The organism is Bifidobacterium asteroides (assembly GCF_003202755.1).
Taxonomy (GTDB): Bacteria; Actinomycetota; Actinomycetes; order Actinomycetales; family Bifidobacteriaceae; genus Bombiscardovia; species Bombiscardovia asteroides_F.
On the sequence record NZ_QGLK01000001.1, the window covers coordinates 555,535 to 577,196 of the forward strand.

Here is a 21,662-nt window from a genome sequence, read left to right on the forward strand (position 1 = left end):
CGCTCACCTGTCTTCCCATGCTCGTGACCCGGCCGGATCGCTTGAGGATGTACCCATGACGGTCATGTAGGCCGATTCGATGTCAGGCTGGACGATGGTGATTGATGCCAGACGGGCATTTTTCATGACCGGCTCCTGCAAGAGGCGGGCCAGCTCCTGCTCTGGGCTGGAAACCGGGTGATCGGGCTCCAGGAAACCCTCTGTCATCTGCCATCCGGGGATCTTGCCTGGGGCCTTACCGACGAAGGAGATGCGCAGGGATGCCCGGGCATATTTGTGGAGCACCTCCTGCAGGGAGCCCTGGACCTGGATTCGCCCGTCGATCAGGAAGGCGAGGTCCGCGCCCATCTCTTCCAACTCCTTGAGATAGTGAGTGGTGTAGATGATGGTGGTGCCCTGCCGGCTCATGGCCTTGACCATGTCGAGTATTCTGGCGCGTGCTTCCACATCGGCGCCGACCGTCGGTTCGTCCAGGAAGAGCACCGGGGGATTGTGGACCATCGCCATGGCGGTGTGGAGGCGTCGTTTCTGCCCTCCCGATAGATTCTCGGCTGATGTTCCTGACTGGGATGCCAGCCCCATGAGCTCTATCAGTTCGTCGGCTCTTTTGCTGCCCTGTTTGGCGTTCAGTCCTTGCAGACCGGCCATGCCGCGCAGGTTGTCTCGGACGCTGAGGTGGGGATAGATGCCCAGGTCCTGGGGCGCGAGTCCGATGACCCGGCCGAAAATGCGTGAAGAGGTTCGATAGGGGTTGTGTCCCTCGACTGTGATGTGGCCCGAGTCCGGCTCACCCAGTCCGGTCAAGGCCGAGATCAGGGTTGACTTTCCTGCTCCGTTCCGGCCCAGCAGACCCAGGATGATTCCGCGTCTGACCTGAAGATCCACACCCTTGAGCACCTGCCTGCTCCCGAATGATTTGCGCACCTGTTGACAGGACAGGGCGTATTCCCCTGAATTGGTTCTTGCAGGATGCAAGGTATACCTCCCAATGATTGTTGCTGATTAACAATGTAAACTATAATAACATCGTTAACAATTAATCTCGCATCATCGTGTCTGCGGCATCAGCTCTTGGTGGTGATTATGAATATGGAACCGAGTAGGGATTTCAGCCTTTAATGAGGATTTGTGTATTCTCTCGCGCAATGTGATCCAACAATGTTGATTTATCTGCAGTAATTATCGGCGGCATTTATCGGTAAAGTGTTTCTGATCTCTGTCGGGGCGGTCTCGGCGCGCTCGCAGACACTTTACCAATAGACGTTAGGGAGAGTGTGTTTTTCCTCATTATTGCAGTGAGTACTATGATTTTCGTTGGCAGTGTTGGGAATCCGATAACTACTCTTCGACGAAGAAATGATAGGTGATCTATGTCTACGGGTGCCGGCTTGTTGGATGCTATTGACACCGTGCTCTCCGCAGTCACCGCCTGCTTTTACAGGTACTGGAAGCTTGGTAGCAAGCTGTTTAGTAATCGGATCTTGCCTGAATGCAAACACAATTACTGGCCTATGTTGTTCGATTAATCCTCGCGCACGAATAAGAAGCTGAATTTCTTGAAGTCTTGATGGCAATCCGGGCTTTTATGATTCTGATCGTCCTTATCTTGCTGAAACGTTTAAAAGTCTGGACTCCGGTTGTCAAGGGCTCTGCCCTAGATAGCCGGGGCGGTCTTTGCTCTGCGGACGGTGGGGGACTTCAATGTAGCGGGCTTGTTGTTCAAGTGTGGGCCAGACACTCTTTCTGCCCACCGGGGCACGATTTTCTGCGCTCCACTCTGCCTCGGGTTCGCTGTCGTTCTGGTCCTGCACTGAGGACTTACAATTTTGCGGACACCAGCTTTTAGGATTCAGTTGAAACAATGACAGTAGCAATCTCTGGTCGAAGATTGTTTTGCAAGTGTTTATGAGGGAAAGCTCTCAACTTTGCAAAACTCCACTGTGTGCTATCCATACGGGTAATAGCCTAAAAAGGACTCGATGATCTGATGAACTCGTCAAGGCTCTTTTATTGCTCATCTATAACTGGGCAGGAGAAAACAGCGAGCTAGGGACGGTATGAAAGAGGTGGGTGGCTCCGTTGTGTTGGGGGATTGGCGGGGCCACCCTGGTTGGCCGGGCCGTCTTGGGGTGCGGCCCGGCTTGCTTACTCGAGTGAGGATTCTAGACGTGCAGGGCGCGGGTTTCGTGCCTGTGGCGTCCGGCTGCGGCGGCGCCGGCTGCGGCGAGCAGCCCGGCGGCGAGCAGGAGGACCGTGCTGCCGTTGCCGCCCGTCAGGGGCAGGACGCCTTCGTAGGTGTAGGCCAGGTGTGCGGGTTCCTGTTTGGTGCCGCCCAGGGTCCAGTCCACGATGACATCGGCCAGTCCAGGATTGTGGGCGGGGGTGGCCAGGGTGACGGACCCGTCGGGGTTCTGCACCAGGGGGTCCACGGCTGTCTTGTCGAATTTGACGCCGGTGATCAGCAGTGCCGGGTTGAAGGCGACCAGGGTCGGGGTGCGGCTCTGCGTCAGACTTCCGTTGCCGAGCTGGCCTAAGCGGTTGTCGCCCCAGGCGTAGGCGTTGCCGTCCTGGCCGATGGCCAGGGAATGGTATTGCGCCGCGCTGACCCGCGTGGCCTGCAGGGATGCGCTGGCGCCGGCGGACGGGTCGGGGCTTCGCACGCTTGTTGGCGTGAGCAGGGCAAAGACGTCGCCGTTGCCTAATTGGCCGTAGGCGTTGTATCCCCATGCCCAGGTGTTGCCGGAGCTGTCGACGGCCAGGGAGTATATGACTCCTGTGCTGATGCCGACGGCGGTGAAACTGCCTCTTCCACCCGGGTTCTTGACCGGTTCGGGGACGAGCTTGTCGTAGGTGGAGCCGTTGCCGAGCTGGCCTTGGTTGTTGTGCCCCCAGCTCAGGACGGTCCCGTTCCTGTCGATGGCGAGGCCATGGTCCGTGCCTGCGCTGATCTGCGTGGCCTGCAATCCTTTATTGGGGTCATTGGGGCTGTTCGGGTCGCGCACCCTGGTGGGCGTGGCTGTGTAGGTGCTGCTGGTGCTGTTGTTGCCGAGCTGGCCGTAGTTGTTGTATCCCCAGGCGTATACGTTGCCGTCCGCGTCCAAGGCCATGATGAAGCTCCAGCCGAGGCTGACCCGCACCGCCTGCAGCCCCTGGCCGGATCCGTCGGGGGCGGCTGCCGGGGTCGGCGTCTTCCGCGGCTGGGTGAAGCTGGGGAAGACGCCGTCGCGGCTGTTGCCCTCGCTGCCCCAGGTGTAGACGCGCCCGTCCGGGCTGATGGCCGCCGAGTCGTAGGCGCCGGCGCTCACCTGGACGGCCTTGAACGGCTGGCTTGTGTCGTTCGGGTCCGGCACGGGCTGCGGCTTGGAACGCTCGGTGGTGGTGCCGTCGCCCAGCTGGCCGTGGTCGTTGGCGCCCCAGCTGTAGACGATGCCGTCGCTCCCGATGGCCAACACATGGAAGCCCCCTGCCGCGACCTGCGTGTAGGTGAACCCGGAATCCACGCCGTCCGGCAAGGGGATTTTAACCGGCTTGTTCTGCTTGGTTGTGTTGCCGATGCCCAGCTGCCCGTGCTGGTTGCTGCCCCAGGCGTAGGCGTTCCCGTCGCTGGCCACGCCCACGGAGAAGCCTTTCGCATCACTCATCTGGTAGCCGCCTGCGCTGACCTGGCTGAAGCGGACGCCTCTATTGGCCTTGGGCGGGGTGATGGTCGCCCGCTGGCCGCCCAGCACGTTGCCCTTGCCCGGGCTGATCGACCAGCCGGAATCTTTCTCAGGGCTCCAATGCGCGACCAGGGTCATGTCCGCGGTGACCGGCTGGCTGAAATCATACGCCACATCGGATTTGCCATTGGCATCCTTGAGGAACCAACCATCAAACAGGCAGCCGTCCGCCTTCAGATCGGGGTACGGGCGCATTGCCTGCCCGTCCTCAGTAACGGACTGGTTTTGGGGCATGTCGGAAGACGTCGGACAGGAGTTGTCTTGGTTGCTGAAGGAGACAGTGTATTTTGGTCCGTCGTATCGGTAGGTCAAATGCACATCCGGCTGCGACGCCCCATTTATGGTCCATTGGACAGTCACGTCCGCCTTCCCCTTTGCATGCGGCGGGGCAGTGGCGCTCCAAGCGTTGTCATTCGTGTTCTTCGACAGGTCTTTAATAGCGGTTCCGTCGAACTTAATGCCAGTGAGGTCGGGTGTGCCGAGGGTCGACACTACTCCGCGTTCTTTATCGCCGGCGGCGCCGTGCCCTAGCTCGCCGTAATAGTTAAAGCCCCAGGTATACAGGTAGCCGTCTGAGCCGAGTCCCATGGTATAGCCATTGTTTATGCTGGCCTGCTTCCAGGTGAAGTCATTTTGGTTACTGTCTGGCTTGGTCACAATTCCTGGGCCGCTTACTGGTGTAGCGTGTCCAAGCTCGCCGTCTCCGTCTGTTCCCCAGCTGTAGAGGTTGCCGTCTGAGCCGAGCCCCACAGAGTGGTAGTCAGTCGTCATGCAGTCAATGTAGTTGATGTTGGCAGGTTTATAGACAGCTGCCGGACGATTGGCGGCATTGAGGCTCAGGTCGCGTCCCAGCATGACTTCTTGAAGATCCGAACCCCAGGTATAGATGTTTCCATCCGAGCCAAGGGCCATGGAATTGTAATGGGCTGATCCCGTCTGGAGCCATGTGAAGTCGCTGGGAACACCTGCGGGCTTGTCAATCTTGCCAGGAATAGGATTCTTTCTTGTATTAGTGGTGTCGCGGCCCAGTTGATCGAAGTCGTTGTTTCCCCAGCTGTAGAGGTTGCCGTCTGAACCGATTGCAATCGTATCGTAGAACCCTCCGTTAGCCTGAACCCAGGAGAAATCGGATGATGTATTTGCAGGTTTGTCGACCTTAGCCGGTTCTTTGACTTGCTGAGTTTCCCCATCATGACCCAGTTGTCCATACTCATTCCACCCCCAGCTGTAGAGATTTCCAAGGGAATCAAAAGCCATAGCGTGGTTTGCTGTTGCTTTGATGCGGGTGAATTTGATGGTGTCTTGCTTGTCTACAGGCCTCGGTGTTTGGTCACCGCCGAAGAGATTGTAAACACCGTCGCGTCCAAGCTCATATAAGTCGTTGTCTCCCCAACTATAGAGAATGCCATCAGAACCGAGAGCCAGGGCAAAAGTGTTTCCTGCGCTGACCTGAACCCATGTAAAGTCGGATGGTACGTTTGCGGGTCTGTCGACCTTGCCGGGTGTGGGGTTTGGATCGTATAGGCTGCTGCTGGCTGTTCGACCAAGCTGGCCTTTCTGGTTGGAACCCCAGCTGTAGATGTTGCCGTCTGATCCCAATGCCACAGCAAAGTTATTTCCTGCGCTGATCTGACTGAACCGAATATTGGGTATGACGGGCGGGGTAAGAGTGACCTTGGTGTTGCCGCTCGCGGGTCCATGGACGGGATCGAGGCTCCACGTGCTGGAGCCTTGTATCCAGTGGGCTGTCAGGGTGATATCGCTGGTGACCGGCTGACTGAAGTCATAGGCGACGGGTGTGTCTCCTATGAGCCATCCGTCGAACACATAGCCGATTCTTGAGGGATTTGCGGGTCTCTTTACACGGTTTCCGTCCGTGATTTTTTGTTCTGTGCTGGTTTGCTGTTCAGGGTCGTTGAAAGTGACGGTATGTTGAGCGGATGATCGTGGTTGTGATTGATCAACGCTTTTATTAGGTGTTGGGATGGTGGGTGACGGCAGCTGCGCTGTATTTAGCGGGGAGGTTGTTGTTAGGGGCGATGGTGTAGAGAGGGGTGAAGTTGGAGACGTTGCCTTACTGGGGGAAATACCGGAATTTTGCTTAGCTACGCGAGGGGTCTGACGACCCCCCCCCCCCGGTGCCGCCTGTTGTGGCAGGCGCGCTCGCGCCGGCCACAACAGGCTCGCTAGTAGCCGTGTCGGCCGCAGCGAGACCGCCGGCGATCAGACTTGCCGGCAGGATGACGGCGAGCAGAAGGCTGGCGGTTATAACCGGACGGCTATGCGTGTTCGTATGCTGACGCATGTTAAGCATGATCCCCTTCCCCAGGACCTGCGGCTTCATGCCCGGAACTCCCCAGTCCGGATCCCCTGCCGCACGCCGGGCTCAATCCCGGCCTTATCTGCAATAACTTTATCACTCCGGCGGACTTATTTATGCAGACCTTGTCAGGGCCTAGGAGAAGCGAGCTATAAGTCTGTATCAGGCATCATCCTGATTGTTCGTTATCGCTGCAGATGGGGTTGGCGTGGGAGTGGGATTCTAATGAAGTGAGGTGGGTGGCTCCGTTGTGTTGGGGACTGCGGGGCCACCCTGGTTGGCCGGGCCGTCTTGGGGTGCGGCCTGGCTGCTTACTCGGGTGAAGATTCTAGGCGTGCAGGCTGTGGGTTTCGCGCCGGTGGCGTCCGGCTGCGACGGCGCCGGCCGTGGCGAGCAGCCCGGCGGCGAGCAGGAGGATCATGCTGCCGTTGCCGCCCGTCAGTGGCAGGGTGCCTTCGTAGGTGTAGGCCAGGCGCGCCTGGGTCTGGCCGTTGCCGCCCAGGGTCCAGTCCACGATCACGTCGGCCAGTCCCGGACTGTGGGCGGGGGTGGCCAGGGTGACGGACCCGTCAGGGTGCTGCACCAGTGGGTTCACGACGGTCTTGTCGAACTTGACGCCGGTGATCAGCAGCTTGGGGTTGAAGGCGGCCAGGGCCGGGGTGCGGCTCTGTGTCGTGTCGTTTCCGGTGCCGAGCTGGCCGTACTGGTTGTCGCCCCAACTGTACGTGTTGCCGTCCTGGCCGATGGCCAGGGAGTGGTTTCGTCCTGCGCTGGTTCGTGCTGTTGCGAGCCCGGTGCCGGCGCTGCCCTGGCCTGCGGGCGGCGATACGCGTGTGGGCGCGGGCCGGTCGCTGGTGGTGTTGTCGCCGAGCTGGCCGTCGCTGTTCCATCCCCAGGCCCAGGCCGCGCCGTTCCGGTCGACGGCCAGGGAGTGGTGCACGCCGGCGCTGACCCATGCGGCCTGGAATGCTTGGCCTGGGTTTGCGGGATCCTGGATCTGTTTGGGGGTGGACCTGCTGGTTGTCGACCCGTCGCCCAGCTGCCCGTGGTCGTTGTACCCCCATGCCCAGGCGGTGCCGTCCTGGCCGATGGCCAGGGCGTGGTTGGCTCCGGCGCTGACCTGCGTGGCTTTGAAGGCCTTGCTCGTGTCCTTGGGGTCGGGCACGCGTGCCGGGTTGGCGGCGTACGTGGTGCTGTATACCCCCGTGGCTGTGCCGTTGCCGAACTGCCCGTAGTTGTTGTATCCCCACGTGTAGAGGCTGCCGTCCGTGTCCATGGCCATGATGAAGCTCCAGCCCAGGCTGACCTGGGCCGCGTACAGCCCCTGGCCGGAGCCGTTGGGGTCCTTGGCCAGGGTGGGGGTCGGTTTGGGTGTGCTGTATGCGGTGAAGTTGTTGTTTTCGCTGCCCCAGGTGTAGACGCGCCCATCCGGGCTGATGGCCGCCGAGTCGTAGGCGCCGGCGCTCACCTGGATGGCCTTGAAGGGCTGGCCGTCCGTGTCCTTGACGGGCTGCGGCTTGGAATGGTTTTGCGTGTCCACACTGCCGTTGCCGAGCTGCCCGTGGTTGTTGGCGCCCCAGGCGTAGACGATGCCGTCGCTGCCGACGGCCAGCACATGGTAGCCGCCCGCCACGGCCTGTGTGTAGGTGAAACTGGAATCCACGCCAGCCGGCAGAGGGACCCTGACCGGTGTCTTCTGCGGAGTGCTGCCGGCGGTGCCCTGGCCCAGCTGCCCGTACTGGTTGCTGCCCCAGGCGTAGGCGTTCCCGTCACTGGCCACGCCCACGGAGAAGCCTTGGAAGTCCCCGGCCTGGAAGCCACCGGCGCTTATCTGGTTGAAGCGGATGCCGCGGCTGAGCTTGGGCGGGGTGATGGTCGTCTGCTGGCCGCCCAGCACGTTGCCCTTGTCTGGGCTGATCGACCAGCCGCCGGTGTTGGCGGGGCTCCAATGCGCGACCAGGGTGATGTCCGCGGTGACCGGCTGGCTGAAATCATACGCCACATCGGATTTACCCTTGGTGTCCTTGAGGAACCAGCCGTCGAACAGGAAGCCGTCCTTGGCCGGGTCCGTGGTCGGGCGTGTGGCCTGCTGGCCTCCGGTGATCCGCTGCTGGCCTGGGGCCGGCTTGCCGCCGGCGCTGTCGAAGGCGACCGTATAGGAGCTGATATAGGTGTAGTCCAGGTGCGCGTCGGGCTGCTGGCCATTCATATTCCAGTTGATTGTTACGTCGGTCTTGCCTCCTGCATGCGGGGGCGTGGAGACGCTCCAGGTGCCATCCTTGTTGTCCGTCAGATTCGTGCCGGGTATCCCGCCGAAACTGACGCTGACGGGCCTAGGATTCTCCGGGAAGGTGACTTTGGCTGAGCTGGTGTTCTGGGTGCTGTCGCCGGTATCACGTCCCAGCTGGCCGCTTTCATTGTCTCCCCAGCTGTAGAGGTTGCCATCTGAGCCCATGGCCACAGAAAAGGCCTCTCCTGCGCTGGCTTGGATGTAGCTGACACCTGCCGGCATCATCACTTTGCGTGGAGTGCTGTCTGACGTGTTGTTGTTCTCGCGTCCCAGCTGGCCATAGTAGTCCCATCCCCAGCTGTAGAGGTTTCCGTCCGAGCCCATAGCCAGAGTGTGTTCCGTTCCTTCGGCGAACCAGATGAATCTCGTGATGCCTGCCGGCATTGTTACTTTGACTGGCACAACGTTTATTGTGGGATTATCGGTTTTGCGTCCCAATTCGCCGTAGAGGTTGTACCCCCAGCTGTAGAGGTTGCCGTCCGAGTCCATAGCCAAGGAACACCATCCCTTTGCGGAGATAGCGGTGAATTTTGCGACGCCTGTCCGTATGGACACTTTCCTCGGTGTGGAGTCGCTTCTGGCTGATCCAGTATCGCGTCCCAGCTCGCCGAAGGTGTTGGTGCCCCAGCTGTAGAGGTTGCCGTCCGAGCCCATAGCCAGGGAGTAGAAAGTTCCTCCGCTGACCTGGGTGAAACTCGCGACACCTGCTGGCAGGGGCACTTTGCCTGGCGTGGTGTCATATTTGGCTGATCCAGTATCTCGTCCCAGCTGGCCGTCGCTGTTGTCTCCCCAGCTGTAGAGGTTGCCGTCCGAGCCGAAGGCGAAGGAATGCGTGAAGCCGGCGCTAACCTGGGTGAAGCGGACGCCTGCCGGCGGGGCGACCAGGCCCGGCCTGTCGGCTGGCGTGCTGTCTTTGCTGCTGGTGTCGCGTCCTAGTTGACCCTCGCTGTTGTATCCCCAGCTGTAGATATTGCCGTCCGATCCCAGGGCCAGGGAAAGGCCTAGCCCTCCGCTTGTCTGGGTGAAGCGGACGCCATCCGGTGCTGTAACCAGCCCTGGTATGCTGTTAGGTGTGCTGCTGGTGTCGCGTCCTAGCTCACCATCGCCGTTGCTGCCCCAGCTGTAGAGGTTGCCGTCCGATCCCAGGGCCAGGATAAAATTGCTCCCTGAGCTGATATGGCTGAACCGTATGTCTGGTTTTGTGGGAGTGGTCAGGGTGGTTTTGTCGCCTCCCGCGGCTGGCCCTGAGGTGGGGGAGAGGCTCCAGATGCTGGTTCCCTTGGTCCAGTGGGCGGTCAGGGTGAGGTCTGTGGTGACGGGCTGGCTGAAGTCGTAGGCCACGTTGGAGTCGCCTTTAGCGTCTTTGGTGAACCAGCCGTCGAACAGGTAGCCGTCCCTGGTTGGATCCTTGGGAGGCCGGCTGGCGCGGGTGCCGTCGGCAATGGATTGCTTGCTGAGAGTTGTGTTGTCATCTTTGAAGGTGACGGTGTGCTTTGTTGATCGCGTCTGAGGCGGATCGTCGTTGCTCTTACCAGATTTAGATGTTGTAGCTTTCGGCGATGAAGACGTGGCTAGGGGTGAAGGCGTGGGTGTCAGTGGGGAGGCTGTGTTCAGGGGCGAGGGTGCGGATAGGGATGGCCGGCTGGTTGTGGATATTGCGTTACTGGGGGAAATGTCAGAATTTTGCTTAGCTACGCGAGGGGTCTGACGACCCCCCCCCCCCGGTGTTTTCTGTCATGGCCACCGCGTCGGCCATGACAGGCTGGCTGGTTGTGGTGTCGGCCACGGCTAGGCTGCCGGCGATCATGCTGGCGGGCAGAATGAGGGCGAGCAGCAAACTAATGGTCGCTGCTGGGCGGCTTGGTGTGTTGGTATGCTGACCCATATTAAGCGGAATCCCCTTTCCCTGGAATCGCGGCTATGTCCAAGACGCCCCCTGTCCCGGCTGAAAGCCGCATGCCGGGCACAATCCCGGCTCACGTAAGACAGGTTACCACAGCAGGCGCGCTTTGGGCGTAAGCATCAGCCTGTCGATGCCTTACAGACCTGCTTTCCGGGACTCCTGCATTCTTCTAAGAAATCACATACAAAGAGGTGGGTGGCTCCGTTGTGTTGGGGACTGCGGGGCCACCCTTCGGCTGGGCTAACTTGGGGTTTAGTCCGGCTGCTTACTCGGGTGAAGATTCTAGACGTGCAGGCTGCGGGTTTCCCGCCGGTGGCGTCCGGCCGCGATGGCGCCGGCTGCGGCCAGCAGTCCGGCGGCGAGCAGGAGGATCATGCTGCCATTGCCTCCCGTCAGGGGCAGGACACCTTCATAGGTGTAGGCCAAATGCGTCTGGGTCTGGCTGATGCCGTCCAGGGTCCAGTCCACGACCACGTCGGCTTGCCCAGGATTATGGACAGGCGTAGCGAAAGAGACGGACCCGTCAGAATTCTGCTGCAGGAAGCTGACCGCCGCCTGGTCGAACTTGACACCAGTGATTAGCAACGTCGGATTGAAGGCTACTAGGGTCGGGGTGCGGCTTTGCGTCAGGCTCTGCTCGGCTCCAAGCTGATTGTAGCGGTTGTCGCCCCAGGCGTAGGCTTTGCCGTCCTGGCCGATGGCCACGGAATGGCCCCATCCTGCACTGATGCGTACGGATGCAAACCCAGTGCCGGAGCCGCTCTGATCTGCAGGGGCTAAGACCGGCCGTGGCGTGGTCCGCTTACTGGTGGTGCCGTCGCCGAGCTGGCCATTGGCGTTGTTGCCCCAACCCCAGGCTGTGCCGTCCTGACCTATTGCCAAGGAATTCCATGTGCTTGCACTGACCTGCTGGGCCTTAAGATTGGGTACCTGCTTGGGCAACGTCTGATAGTCGGTGCTGAAACCAAGCTGGCCGTTGTTGTCCATTCCCCATGCCCATACCGTGCCGTCCTGACCTATGGCCAAGGCATGCCATGCGCCCGCGCTGATCCGGGTGGCCTGCAGTCCTTTGCTGGTATCCGTGGGATCGCGCACCAATGTAGGGGTGGAGGAGTAAGTGGTCCAAGTGCTGTTGGTCGAGGACCCGTTGCCGAACTGCCCCCAGTTGTTGTATCCCCAGGCGTAGATGTTGCCATCCGCATTCAAGGCCATGATGAAGCTCCAGTTGGCGCTGACCTGGACCGCATGCAGACCCTGGTCGGTACCGCCCGGATCGGCCACTAGGGTGGGCTTCGCTTTGGCAACGGAATTTGCAGTACTGACGCTATCGCCGAGGGTTGTGGTTTCGCTTCCCCAGCTGTAGACCTTGCCCGTGGTATCGATGGCGACCGAGTCGCAGGCTCCGGCGCTGACCTGGACGGCCTGGAACGGCTGGCCCGTACTGGGGTTGATGACAGCTTCCGGCTTGGCGTGGACGCTTGTGTCCGTGCTGCCGTTGCCCAGTTGGCCGAAATCGTTGCGCCCCCAGCTGTAGAGGATGCCATTGGAACCGATGGCCAGAGTGTGCGCTCCCGCTGACGAAATCTGCGTGTAGGTGAAGCCTTCTTTTACACCCTCCGGCTTGAGGACCTCGGTTGGTCTGTCTTGCTGCTTGTTGTCGCCGGTTCCCAGTTGCCCGTAATTGTTGTTGCCCCAGGCGTAGGCATTCCCGTCACTGGCCACGCCCACCGAGAAGCCGCGCATCTCCCTGTTTTTGGATCCGCCGGCGCTGATCTGGTTGAAGCGGACGCCGCGGCTGGTTTTGGGAGGCGTAATGGTCACCTGCTGGCCGCCCAGCACGTTGCCCTTGTCAGGGTTGATCGACCAGCCGCGAGTGTCGGCTAGGCTCCAATGCGCGACCAGCGTTACATTCTTGGTGACGAGCTGGCTGAAATCGTAAGCCACATTGGAATCGCCGTTGGCGTCCTTGACGAACCAGCCGTCGAACAGGCAGCCGGCCGCCTGCGGGTCAGGATACGGGCGCTTGACCTGCTCGCCCTCAGTTGCGGACTGATCTTTGGGCATGCCTGAGGGTGCTGGGCAGGAGCCACCATCGGAAGAGAACGCGATATTGTAAACACCAAAGTATCGATAGGTCAGGTGCACATCGGGCTGCTGGCCGTTCATGCTCCAGGAGACGGTGACATCCGTCTTGCCTCTTGCATGCTTGGGCGTGGTGACGCTCCAAGTGCCGTCCGTGTTCGCAGTCAGATTCGTTCCTGCCGTTCCGCCGAAGTCGACTGAGCTGAGAGTGGCAGTTTCAGGGAAGGGTGTGAGCTTTGGGGTTCGGATACCTGTTGATGTGTCGACATTGTCGGTGAGTCCTAGCTGGCCATACTTGTTGTTGCCCCAGCTATAGAGGTTGCCATCCGAGCCTAAGACCAAAAGGTAATCGTCGCCAGCGCTGACCTGTGTGAAGCTGACCTGGCTGGGAGTGCCGGTTATGGGCGTTCCCCCGTACTTTCCCCAGCCATAGAGCTTGCCGTCGGATCCCAAAGCCAAGGTAGTTCCTCTTCCGGCGCCGGCCTGCGTAAAGCTGACTCCGCTCACGGTGAGCTTGTCTGGATTGACATAGAAGGCGCTGGATCCGGTAGCCCCTCGTCCTATCTGTCCATTGTCGTTCCATCCCCAGGCGTACAGGGTGCCATCAGAGGTGAGAGCGAGGGAGGAGTCGCTTTTTGCGCTGATCTGGGTAATGGTGACGGTATCGGGCAGTTGAGGTTTTACGAGTGTAGTGCTCCAGTAGGAGCTTGAGTCGCCGTTTCCCAGTTGTCCATGGTTGTTGCCGCCCCAGCTGTAGACGCTGCCATCTGAGCCTATGGCCAATGCATGGTCGTACCCTGCGCTGACTTTATTCCATGTGATGGTTGCTGTTGACGGATTCTTGATAGGACTTGGTGTGATATGGGTCTGCGAGTCTCGGATGCCGATTCCCAGCTGTCCCCATTGGTTGCATCCCCAGCTGTACAAAACGCCGTTGGAACCGATCGCCAGAGAGAATTCACCGCCGGCGCTGATCTGCGACCAGGTAAAGGTTGTTGAAGTTCCCGCGGGTTTGGCGACCAGACCAGGTTGGGCACTGTTGGCTGAATCAATACTGCGGCCCAGCTGACCGAAGCTGTTGATGCCCCAGCTGTAGAGGTTGCCGTCCGAGCCTATGGCCAGGGAATGATCGTATCCTGCGCTGGCCTGCACCCAGGTAAAGTCGCCTGATGCTCCTGCGGGTTTGGCGACCAGGCCTGGCTTGGCATCGTATGTGGCCGATCCGATGTTGCGGCCCAGCTGTCCATTTTGGTTGCTGCCCCAGCTGTAGAGGTTCCCGTCCGAGCCTATGGCCAGAGAGTGGCTGTTGCCTGCTTGGATTTGGCTGAATCTGATGTCTTGCCTTGTAGGCGGCGTAATAGTGGCCTTGGCATTGCCGGTTTCGGGCCCGTGATCAGGGCTGATACTCCAGGTTTCAGAGCCTTTGGTCCACTTGGCGGTGAGGGTGAGATTGTCGGTGACCGGCTGGTTGAAGTCATAAGCGACGGAGGTATTGCCGGTGAACCATCCGTCGAAAAGGTAGCCGTCCTTGGTTGGGTCGGCCGGCCGTATTGCGCGCTCGCCATCTGTGATTGTCTGGGTTGTATCGGTGCCTAGGGGATTGCTGAAAGTAACGGTGTATTGGGTGTTTGAGCGCGTTTGTGGGAGGTTATGGTGGGAGCTGCCTTCGGTGCCTGTTTTCCCTGGCGTGGAATGAAGAGGAGAAGAAGTGGGTAGAGGGGAGGATGTGGCTAGCGGAGATGGTGAAGCTAGTGGAGATTCAGGTGTTGGCGGTGTGCCGAGCGATGTTGCCTTACTGGAGGAAATGCCGAAATTTTGCTTAGCTACGCGAGGGGTCTGACGACCCCCCCCCCCGGTGCCTCCTAGTGCGGCTGGCGCGGTAGTGTCGGCAGCACTAGGCTCGCTTTCAGCAGTGTCAGCTGTGGCAAAACTGCCTGCGATAAGGCTTGCGGGCAGGATTATGGCGAGCAGAATACTGACGGCCATAGCTGGTCTACCTGTTGTGCACGAATGCCGACGCATGCTAATTACGATCCCCTTCCCCAGGAATAGCGGCCAGGCTATCGGATATCCCCATCCTTCAGGCCAGCCGTAGGCCAGGTACAATCCCGACAATCTGAAACAACTTTATCACACCTGGCCTTGTAGCACTCAGGCTATAGCTGCACTGGGGCTTCTTAACGGCAATATTTGGGTTGTGAAGGTTGATGAATATCGGGTTTCGTTACTTACTGTTCCAAGACTTTGGAGGCTCCGAACGGCAGGCAGAATGGGACGCACGTTTGCTGTTTTACTTGTAGCTGCTTTCGGTCAACTTCCTGCTGCTCGATTGCTCGTTGGCCCAGCCTTCATAAGTTTCGGATATGCGGGTCGAGCAATGCAATTAATTTGGTCCCACTCGGTTGGTTGCAAGAGAGCTTGTGTGGGTTGCCTTGCGCGATCTCGATTTGTGCGAATGGGAAGAAATTCTTTCCGTCACCTGCTGGGTAATTTATGTCAGAAGAAGAACGCTGCATGGCTTGCCCGTTCACCTTGCATTGCGCGGCATCAGTCCGCTTGAGGTCGGCTCGCTGTGCCAGTACATACAGGGTTCCCGATTGGTTCGCAGAAATGGTTTTGACACTGCCGTCACCAGAAACGTTGTACTTTGTCAGCGATGAAAGATAATTGGAGACCTGTTTCACTGATGGCTCTGACCTATTCGTTCCCTGGCAACCCGAGAACAGGGCCACACTCATCACTACTGCTACGAGAGCGATTATTTGTTTTTCCCAGATAGCCCCAGCTGTTCTTGCTCTGCTGCGGAATTGGGCTGGCAATGCCGTGAGCCGTCCCACGCGACCCTGGGAATCCCGTTGAGGCACCTCTGCTAGGTCAAAGTCCTTCTGTCCAAAACCCTTTGTCTCCTTCATCAGTTCTCCTTAAGCAGGTGGGGGAGGGTTCACAACATTGTTAATTAGATTTAAGTCTCATAACCCAGAAGAGCGGTTATTGGCTAAGGCAAGCTTAGCTCTTTCTCTAAGTATACAAAATATTTGCCGACTCGATATTTGCCGACTTGTATCATTCGCGGTCGAATGCTGGCCGTATTTACCTGGTTAGCCACCACTCTGCCTCTTAGTCGGGTAGCCTCACGGGCGCGATCCTCACCTTCTGCAGGCCAAACGCCACAGCGGGTGCTCTCAGGGCAGCTGGTCCATATGCCCGCTGTAGTCATGGTTGACCGGGTTGGTGTTCCAGGGGTAGGGCAGTGCGGTCTGCGGATAGATGTCCGCCAGCATGTCGTAGCCGGTCGGGTCGTATTCGCGTAGCTCGTTCCTGGTGTTGAGCGGGCCTCGGACGCCGTCCCAGTTATCGTCGGCGCTCTCGGCCATGACGTTGAACCACTTGGAGGTCAGAGTGGCGAAGTACTCCTCGATGTTGCCCATCAAGTAGGTGTGGGGCCAGAGACCCGTCTCCTGTGCATGGCTGTATGCGGTTTGGATTTGGTGAGCCAGGCTCTGATCCTCAAGGCGGTTGATGCCCAGCAGGTGGATGGCGTGGCCGAATTCATGGGCCAGTATGGACTCATTGGGGTAGCGGGTCTGGTGTACGCCCTCGGTGATGCGTTCGATGTTGGCGGCGGAGATAGATGTGACCGGGTCGCCGATCATGCCTCCATAGCCTTCAACAGGCCGATCCATGATCTGGGCGCCGCCGCGGTGCTCGGGTATGTCATAGACATCCTCGTGCAGCCCGTAGATGGCGACCCTGGCGCCCTCGGCGATCATGGTCTTGGCTACCTGCGGCGATGCGGACAGCATGGTGTCGATCAGATCGGCCGCCAGCAGCCGGGTGTGGTGCTTGACGTCGTCCGATGATTCGATGGGGATGCCACAGTGGCAGTTGGTGAACTGGGTGTACTGGTAGTGCCAGTTGTTGACCACGATCTCGACCTCCGGGTCGGCCTGCTGGCCTTGACGGTTGACGATGGCCGAGTCCGCCCGTATGGTCAGACGCCCCAGAACAGTAAAATCCAAGGGTTCCCTGGTAATCAGCGTGGACCGTTTTTTGATGGGTTCATAGACGTTGAGCAGGTTCCACTCCACGTCGGTCCTCTCCATCAGCGGCAGGGGATGGCCGTCCAGGGAAAGGCGGAAATGTCGGGGGTCGGCGGCTCCCTTCACCTCCTGATCCCAGTAGAGTTCGATGCGTCGAGAATCGATCATCTGGCTAAAAATCACCCGAGGTGGATTGGTATGAGGCATTGGGGGATCTCCCTTCATCGCGGAATCACCTTGATGTTTTCATCCTATGGGACTTGTGGGCGAAACCTCTTTGGCGGGGACCATTGAGTCAATAAAAACCACCCATTGTTCCCTTCGCTTAACCCTACGGCCGGGTTCAGTGGGAGTTGAAATGCCGCTGGTGAAAGGTTCTGCGGTAGCGGGTGGGGCTGATGCCGGTGCTGCGTTTGAACACCTTCATGAAGTATTTATCGTCCTTGTAGCCGACGATGGCCCCGATGCTTTCCACTGTGTCGTCGGTCTCCACCAGCAGCGACTTGGCCGCCTCCATGCGGAAGCGTTCGATCTCCTGTGAAATGGTGATGCCGAACTTCTGCCGGTATTTGCGAGACAGGTAACTCTTGTTGTAGTTGAAGTAGTTGGCGATCTGCCCCAGGCTGATGGGTCCCAGAGCGTGAATGCGGATCCAGTCGCGCACCGGCTGCAGCTCGTGCAGATTCATGGATTGGGTGTGCAGCAACTGCCTGGTCTGCATAGTCACCTCATAGAGCACGCAGGCCAGGATGGCGTTCAGATAGCGTTGGTCGCCGTGCATCTGGCAGACGTCCAGCAGCTGGTTGGTGATGACGGTGATTCGATCCATGAGCAGATTCTCACTATAGGCGGGCAGGAGGATGCCCGAAGTCTCATCTACACCGGGGTCATCGCCAGTGCACTCGACTGGGGTCAGGCCGGGTAGACTGAAATGCATCCAATCAAACTTCAGGCTCTCAGTGATTGTCCGGAACCCCTGATGCTCCAGGTTGGGCGGGACGATCAGGAAGGTGCCGGGCCCGACCATGTAGCGTGTATCGCCAATCTGCAGCGGCAGCACGCCTTGGATGTTGCAGATGATTTCGAAGGTGCTGATGATGCGTCTGCTGTGTTGCCAGCCCGGGTCGCCGATGAAGGTGCCGGCAGAGACCAGCTCGGGCTGGGGCCGGCTTTCCTGGTCATAGAACAAAGTCATTAAAGTCGACCTCTCATCGGGACGAATCGGTAAAAATGCTCCACGTATTGTGAATTCTAAGCCACCAGACATGAAATGCACCGTCGTTACCATTGAAGTCAGCGTAGGCAGTGGGGCCTAAGCACGTCAGAAGGAGACGGAACGACTGTGGCAGACCGGACCATACCAGCGCAGGGGTTGGTGACCCAGGTGGCTGTAAAGAATCTATACCTCAAAATCATCCACCTTTTCTATAAATTCACCACCATTCTGGGAACGATGCAATCATGAAACACACGGAGAGCACCTTGGAAGAGGTCAGGGATGACAAGGGCTTCTTCGGACATCCTCGCGCCATCGGAACCCTGGCTCTGGGCAATTTCTGCAACTCGGCCGCCTGGGGCGCCTTCTATGCCCTGATGATCTACTACCTCTACACCCCCTTCTCAAAGGGGCTGGGGTTCTCCCAGGGGGATGCGGCTCTGATGATCGCGGCCATGGGGGCAGCCAACGGACTGCTCAATATCGTGGGCAGCTGGCTGTCTGACAGGGTCCTGGGAATGCGTAAGGCACTGATACTAGGCAACCTACTCAAGGCCACAGCCTTCTTCATCCTGGCTATACCGCCGACCAGTCAGGTCTTCGGGCAGACCATGGCCTACATCGCCCTGGTGCTGCTGTCCATGCCCATCATGGGGATGTCCAACGCCTCCCTGACCGGGCAGCTCTACCGCAAGGAGGATGCCCGCAGGCGCGATGCGGCCTTCACCATCCACCAGTTCGCCAACACGGTGGCCGGAATCATCACCCCGGTCGTGGTGGGCCAGATCGGTCTGAGCAACTACCATATCGGCTTCGCTGTGGCCGGGGTCTTCGCCCTGCTCTATGGCGCGGCTATCTTCTTCACCCAGTACCGCTTCTTCGGACCCCTGGGCGAGGCTCCCATCAAGCCCCTGTCGGCCCGGGAGCGCCAGCGGATACTCAAGGGTCTGGTCATCGGGTTGGTTGTGTTGGCGCTGATCATCGCCGCCCTGGTCCTGACCAAGCATTTCAACCTGAATGCCATCATCAATGCTGTCACCACCTTCGCCTTCGTAGTACCCATCTGCTTCCTGGTCAACCTATTCACCAAAAAGGACCTGACCGCCCGTGACCACACCCATCTTCGGGCCTTTCTCTGGTTCTTCTTCGCTCAGATCGTCATGGCCCTGGGCGCCACCCTGCTGACCAGCGCCATCGCCATCTTCCTGGACAAGAAGATTAACCGGGTGATCTTCGGCATCACCATCGCCCCGGGTTCGCTCCAGGTCATCTACATGGTCATGGATCTGATAGCCGGCCCCATCTTTATCTTCCTGTGGACCAAGACTCGTGCCGGGGCGATCCGGACCACCTATAAGTACGGTATGGGGCTGCTGGTCACGGGTCTGGCCTTCTTCACGCTGACCATACCCTCCCTGATTCTGGGCGGAAGTGGATCCTCTGGCTACTCCCTCTGGTGGGTGCTCATCTACTACGCCTTCATGGCCCTGTCTGACCAGCTCGTCGGTCCGATCGGCAGCTCTCTGGTCTCGGGGCTTTCTCCGGAGTCCTACGAGACCCAGCTGCAGACGGCATGGAACCAGACCGCAGCCATCGGCAATGCCATTGCCATCATCTTCTTCAAATTCTTCCAGACGGCCGACCAGCAGGTCTATCTCTTCCCCATCGTGGCTGTGGCCTTGGTGACTGTTGCGCTGGTGCTGGCCGTTTTCAGCCGTCGCATAGAAAGGCAGATGGCAGCATGAGTCAGCAATTCAATATGAGCGGGCCTATTCAGATCAGTCAGGCCAGCGTCGACGACCCCTTCTGGTCAGCCGAGCAGGAGCTGGTCAGAACAGCGGTCCTGCCCTACCAATGGAGGGCCCTCAACGACCAGGTGCCTGGCGCTTCGCCCAGCTACTGCATGCACAACTTCCGCGCCGCCGCCGCGCTCAACAAGAGGCTGAATGGGCAGGAGGGGAGCGGAGATTTCCAGCCGCCGACTTACACCAATCAGGGATTTCACTGCCTGCCGGAGGATCCGGATCATCCCGATCCGAACAAGTTCTATGGTTACGTTTTCCAGGACACCGACTTCTCCAAATGGGTGGAGGCCGTGGGGTACTCGCTGGCGCATCATCCGGATGCCGAGCTGGAGCGGCTGGCCGACGGGGCTATCGACATCGTCTGTGCGGCACAGCTCAACAGCGGATACCTGGACACCTACTACATCCTCAACGGGATGAATCGACACTTCACCAATCTCAAGGACCACCATGAGCTCTACTGCCTGGGCCATCTGATTGAAGGTGCCATCGCCTATTACCAGGGCACGGGCAAGACCAAGCTTTTGCATGCGGCCGAGCGGTTCGCCGACTATGTGGCCGCGACCTTCGGGCCGGGCGACAATCAGCTGCATGGCTATCCGGGTCATGAGATTGCCGAGATGGCTCTGATCCGCCTGTACGAGACCACCGGAATCAAGCGATATTTGGACCTGGCGGCCTACTTTGTCAATCAGCGGGGAACAAGCCCCCTCTATTTCGAGCAGGAGGACCGGCAGAGGGCAGCCTATGAGCATGCCGACTTCACTGTCGACGCCAGCAGGCCAGCACCCTATGCCTACTACCAGGCCCATGAGCCGGTGGCTCAGCAACGTCAAGCCGTGGGTCATGCGGTCAGGGCCGGGTATCTGTACGCCGGAGCTGCCGATGTGGCCAGGCTGACCGAGGATCCTGCACTGAATGAGGCGGTGCATGCCCTCTGGCGTGACATTGTTGACAAGAAACTCTACGTCACGGGAGGGGTGGGTGCCGACGCGGATGCCGAATCGCACTCCTATGCCTATGACCTGCCCAACGACACCGGATATTGTGAGACCTGCGCCTCTGTGGCTCTGGTCTTCTTTGCGCGGAGAATGCTGCAGCTGGAGCCCAGGTCCGAATATGCCGACGTGATGGAGCTGGCCCTCTATAACACAGTGCTTGACGGCATGGCCATGGATGGCAAGAGTTTCTTCTATGGCAATCCCCTCGAGGTCAGGCCACAGACCAAGCGGAACAAGGATCCCCGCTACAGTTACGTGCCCATCGTGCGCAAACGGTGGTTCGGTTGCGCATGCTGCCCGCCCAACCTGGCACGGCTGGTCGAATCGGTGCAGGATTACGCTTACACCTTGGCCGAGGATGGGTCCACGCTCTTTGTACATCTCTACATCGGCGGAAGGATCCAGGCGGACCTGGGGGAGGGGTCGATCGCACTGCGGGTGCATTCGGAACTGCCTTGGAAGGGTCGAATCAGCCTGGATGTGGAGGCTTCTGGCCACGGCCAGACCACTCTGGCCCTCCGTCTGCCTTCCTGGGCTGGCGGCGATGCAGCTGCCGATGCGGTGACAGTCCACACAGGCCAAGGCTCCTCGGCTGTCATAAGCCGACGTGTGGAACAGGGGTACCTCTACCTTTCCGGTCCTTGGAAGCAGGGCGATCGGATCGACATCGAATTCGACATGCCAGTGCGTGTCGTTGCCGCCAACCCTCTGGTCCGCCAGGATGCAGGTAAGGTGGCGGTGACTAGGGGGCCTATTGTCTACTGCGTTGAGGAAAGGGATAACGGGGCCAACCTGCACCTGCTGCATCTGGACGGCAGCGCCTTGTTGGATGATGCAAGCCGTGTGAAAGTCGAGCCCTTCACCTTCCAGGCAGGAGCGTACCTCGACGATCCTCAGGCCGAAGGCCATGTCGACAAGATCAGCCGCAGCATGGTCAGACTGCAGATACCCGCCTGGCGGGAGTCAGCAGAGGGAGCTGATACTGCTCCGCTTTACCGTCAATGGCAACCGGTCCGTCGCATGCCGATCACTGCCACCCTGATTCCCTATTTCGCCTGGTCCAACCGTGGCGAAAACGAGATGAGGGTTTTCCTGGACGTGGATTGAAGGCCATTCGGGACCTTTGCAGATCATGCCTGCATAATGACAGGTTATGTCTAGGCGTTGATGGAGGCATCCGTTTCCGGATACTGTTGACTCATAAAGACATAACTTATCGGAGTGCCTTGGCCATCTGTGTCGATGGCTTCGGGGCCGTGACATTGCCTTGGTCCGCCCGCAGGGAG

10 protein-coding genes are annotated in these 21,662 nt (G+C 59.2%); 2 read left to right on the forward strand and 8 right to left on the reverse strand.

Going from position 1 to position 21,662, the window contains the following annotated elements; translation table 11 throughout:
- Positions 1-3: 3 nt before the first annotated feature.
- From DKK74_RS02020 to DKK74_RS02055, 8 genes are all read right to left on the reverse strand, one after another.
- The gene (locus tag DKK74_RS02020) at positions 4-975 is read right to left on the reverse strand and encodes an ABC transporter ATP-binding protein (protein WP_181414874.1); all 972 of its coding nucleotides are present in this window, start codon (positions 973-975) and stop codon (positions 4-6) included.
- A 1,187-nt stretch (positions 976-2,162) separates the two neighbouring features.
- Positions 2,163-5,897, reverse strand: coding sequence for an RCC1 domain-containing protein (locus tag DKK74_RS02025; RefSeq protein ID WP_110412532.1), 3,735 nt, complete (start codon positions 5,895-5,897; stop codon positions 2,163-2,165).
- A 470-nt stretch (positions 5,898-6,367) separates the two neighbouring features.
- Entirely contained in the window at positions 6,368-10,003 is a 3,636-nt protein-coding gene (locus tag DKK74_RS02030; RefSeq protein ID WP_309146452.1) for an RCC1 domain-containing protein, read from the reverse strand.
- A 13-nt stretch (positions 10,004-10,016) separates the two neighbouring features.
- Positions 10,017-10,214, reverse strand: coding sequence for a hypothetical protein (locus tag DKK74_RS08730; RefSeq protein WP_110412534.1), 198 nt, complete (start codon positions 10,212-10,214; stop codon positions 10,017-10,019).
- 300 nt (positions 10,215-10,514) lie between these two features.
- Positions 10,515-14,336: an RCC1 domain-containing protein gene (locus tag DKK74_RS02040; RefSeq protein ID WP_110412535.1), complete on the reverse strand. Its 3,822-nt coding sequence runs from the start codon at positions 14,334-14,336 to the stop codon at positions 10,515-10,517.
- Between the two features lie 326 nt (positions 14,337-14,662).
- A complete protein-coding gene (locus DKK74_RS02045; RefSeq protein WP_110412536.1) occupies positions 14,663-15,226 on the reverse strand; it encodes a hypothetical protein in 564 nt (187 codons plus the stop codon).
- Between the two features lie 270 nt (positions 15,227-15,496).
- On the reverse strand, positions 15,497-16,579 hold the full coding sequence (locus DKK74_RS02050) for a hypothetical protein (protein WP_219997339.1): 1,083 nt from the start codon (positions 16,577-16,579) through the stop codon (positions 15,497-15,499).
- A gap of 118 nt (positions 16,580-16,697) precedes the next feature.
- Positions 16,698-17,549: an AraC family transcriptional regulator gene (locus tag DKK74_RS02055; protein ID WP_181414875.1), complete on the reverse strand. Its 852-nt coding sequence runs from the start codon at positions 17,547-17,549 to the stop codon at positions 16,698-16,700.
- 266 nt (positions 17,550-17,815) lie between these two features.
- Between DKK74_RS02055 and DKK74_RS02060 the strand changes: the two genes are divergently transcribed.
- Together DKK74_RS02060 and DKK74_RS02065 are read left to right on the forward strand one after the other, a co-directional pair.
- The gene (locus DKK74_RS02060; RefSeq protein ID WP_110412539.1) at positions 17,816-19,315 is read left to right on the forward strand and encodes an oligopeptide:H+ symporter; all 1,500 of its coding nucleotides are present in this window, start codon (positions 17,816-17,818) and stop codon (positions 19,313-19,315) included.
- Positions 19,312-21,483, forward strand: coding sequence for a glycoside hydrolase family 127 protein (locus DKK74_RS02065; RefSeq protein ID WP_110412540.1), 2,172 nt, complete (start codon positions 19,312-19,314; stop codon positions 21,481-21,483). Before DKK74_RS02060 ends, DKK74_RS02065 begins: the two co-directional genes overlap by 4 nt.
- The last annotated feature ends 179 nt before the right edge of the window (positions 21,484-21,662 follow it).

What these genes read in the sequence shown, in the direction of transcription:
- DKK74_RS02045 (WP_110412536.1), bottom strand. Translation starts at nt 15,226, where the DNA reads ATGAAGGAGACAAAGGGTTTTGGACAGAAGGACTTTGACCTAGCAGAG.
- DKK74_RS02055 (WP_181414875.1), bottom strand. Translation starts at nt 17,549, where the DNA reads ATGACTTTGTTCTATGACCAGGAAAGCCGGCCCCAGCCCGAGCTGGTC.
- DKK74_RS08730 (WP_110412534.1), bottom strand. Translation starts at nt 10,214, where the DNA reads ATGGGTCAGCATACCAACACACCAAGCCGCCCAGCAGCGACCATTAGT.
- DKK74_RS02060 (WP_110412539.1), top strand. Translation starts at nt 17,816, where the DNA reads ATGAAACACACGGAGAGCACCTTGGAAGAGGTCAGGGATGACAAGGGC.
- DKK74_RS02040 (WP_110412535.1), bottom strand. Translation starts at nt 14,336, where the DNA reads ATGCGTCGGCATTCGTGCACAACAGGTAGACCAGCTATGGCCGTCAGT.
- DKK74_RS02065 (WP_110412540.1), top strand. Translation starts at nt 19,312, where the DNA reads ATGAGTCAGCAATTCAATATGAGCGGGCCTATTCAGATCAGTCAGGCC.
- DKK74_RS02050 (WP_219997339.1), bottom strand. Translation starts at nt 16,579, where the DNA reads ATGAAGGGAGATCCCCCAATGCCTCATACCAATCCACCTCGGGTGATT.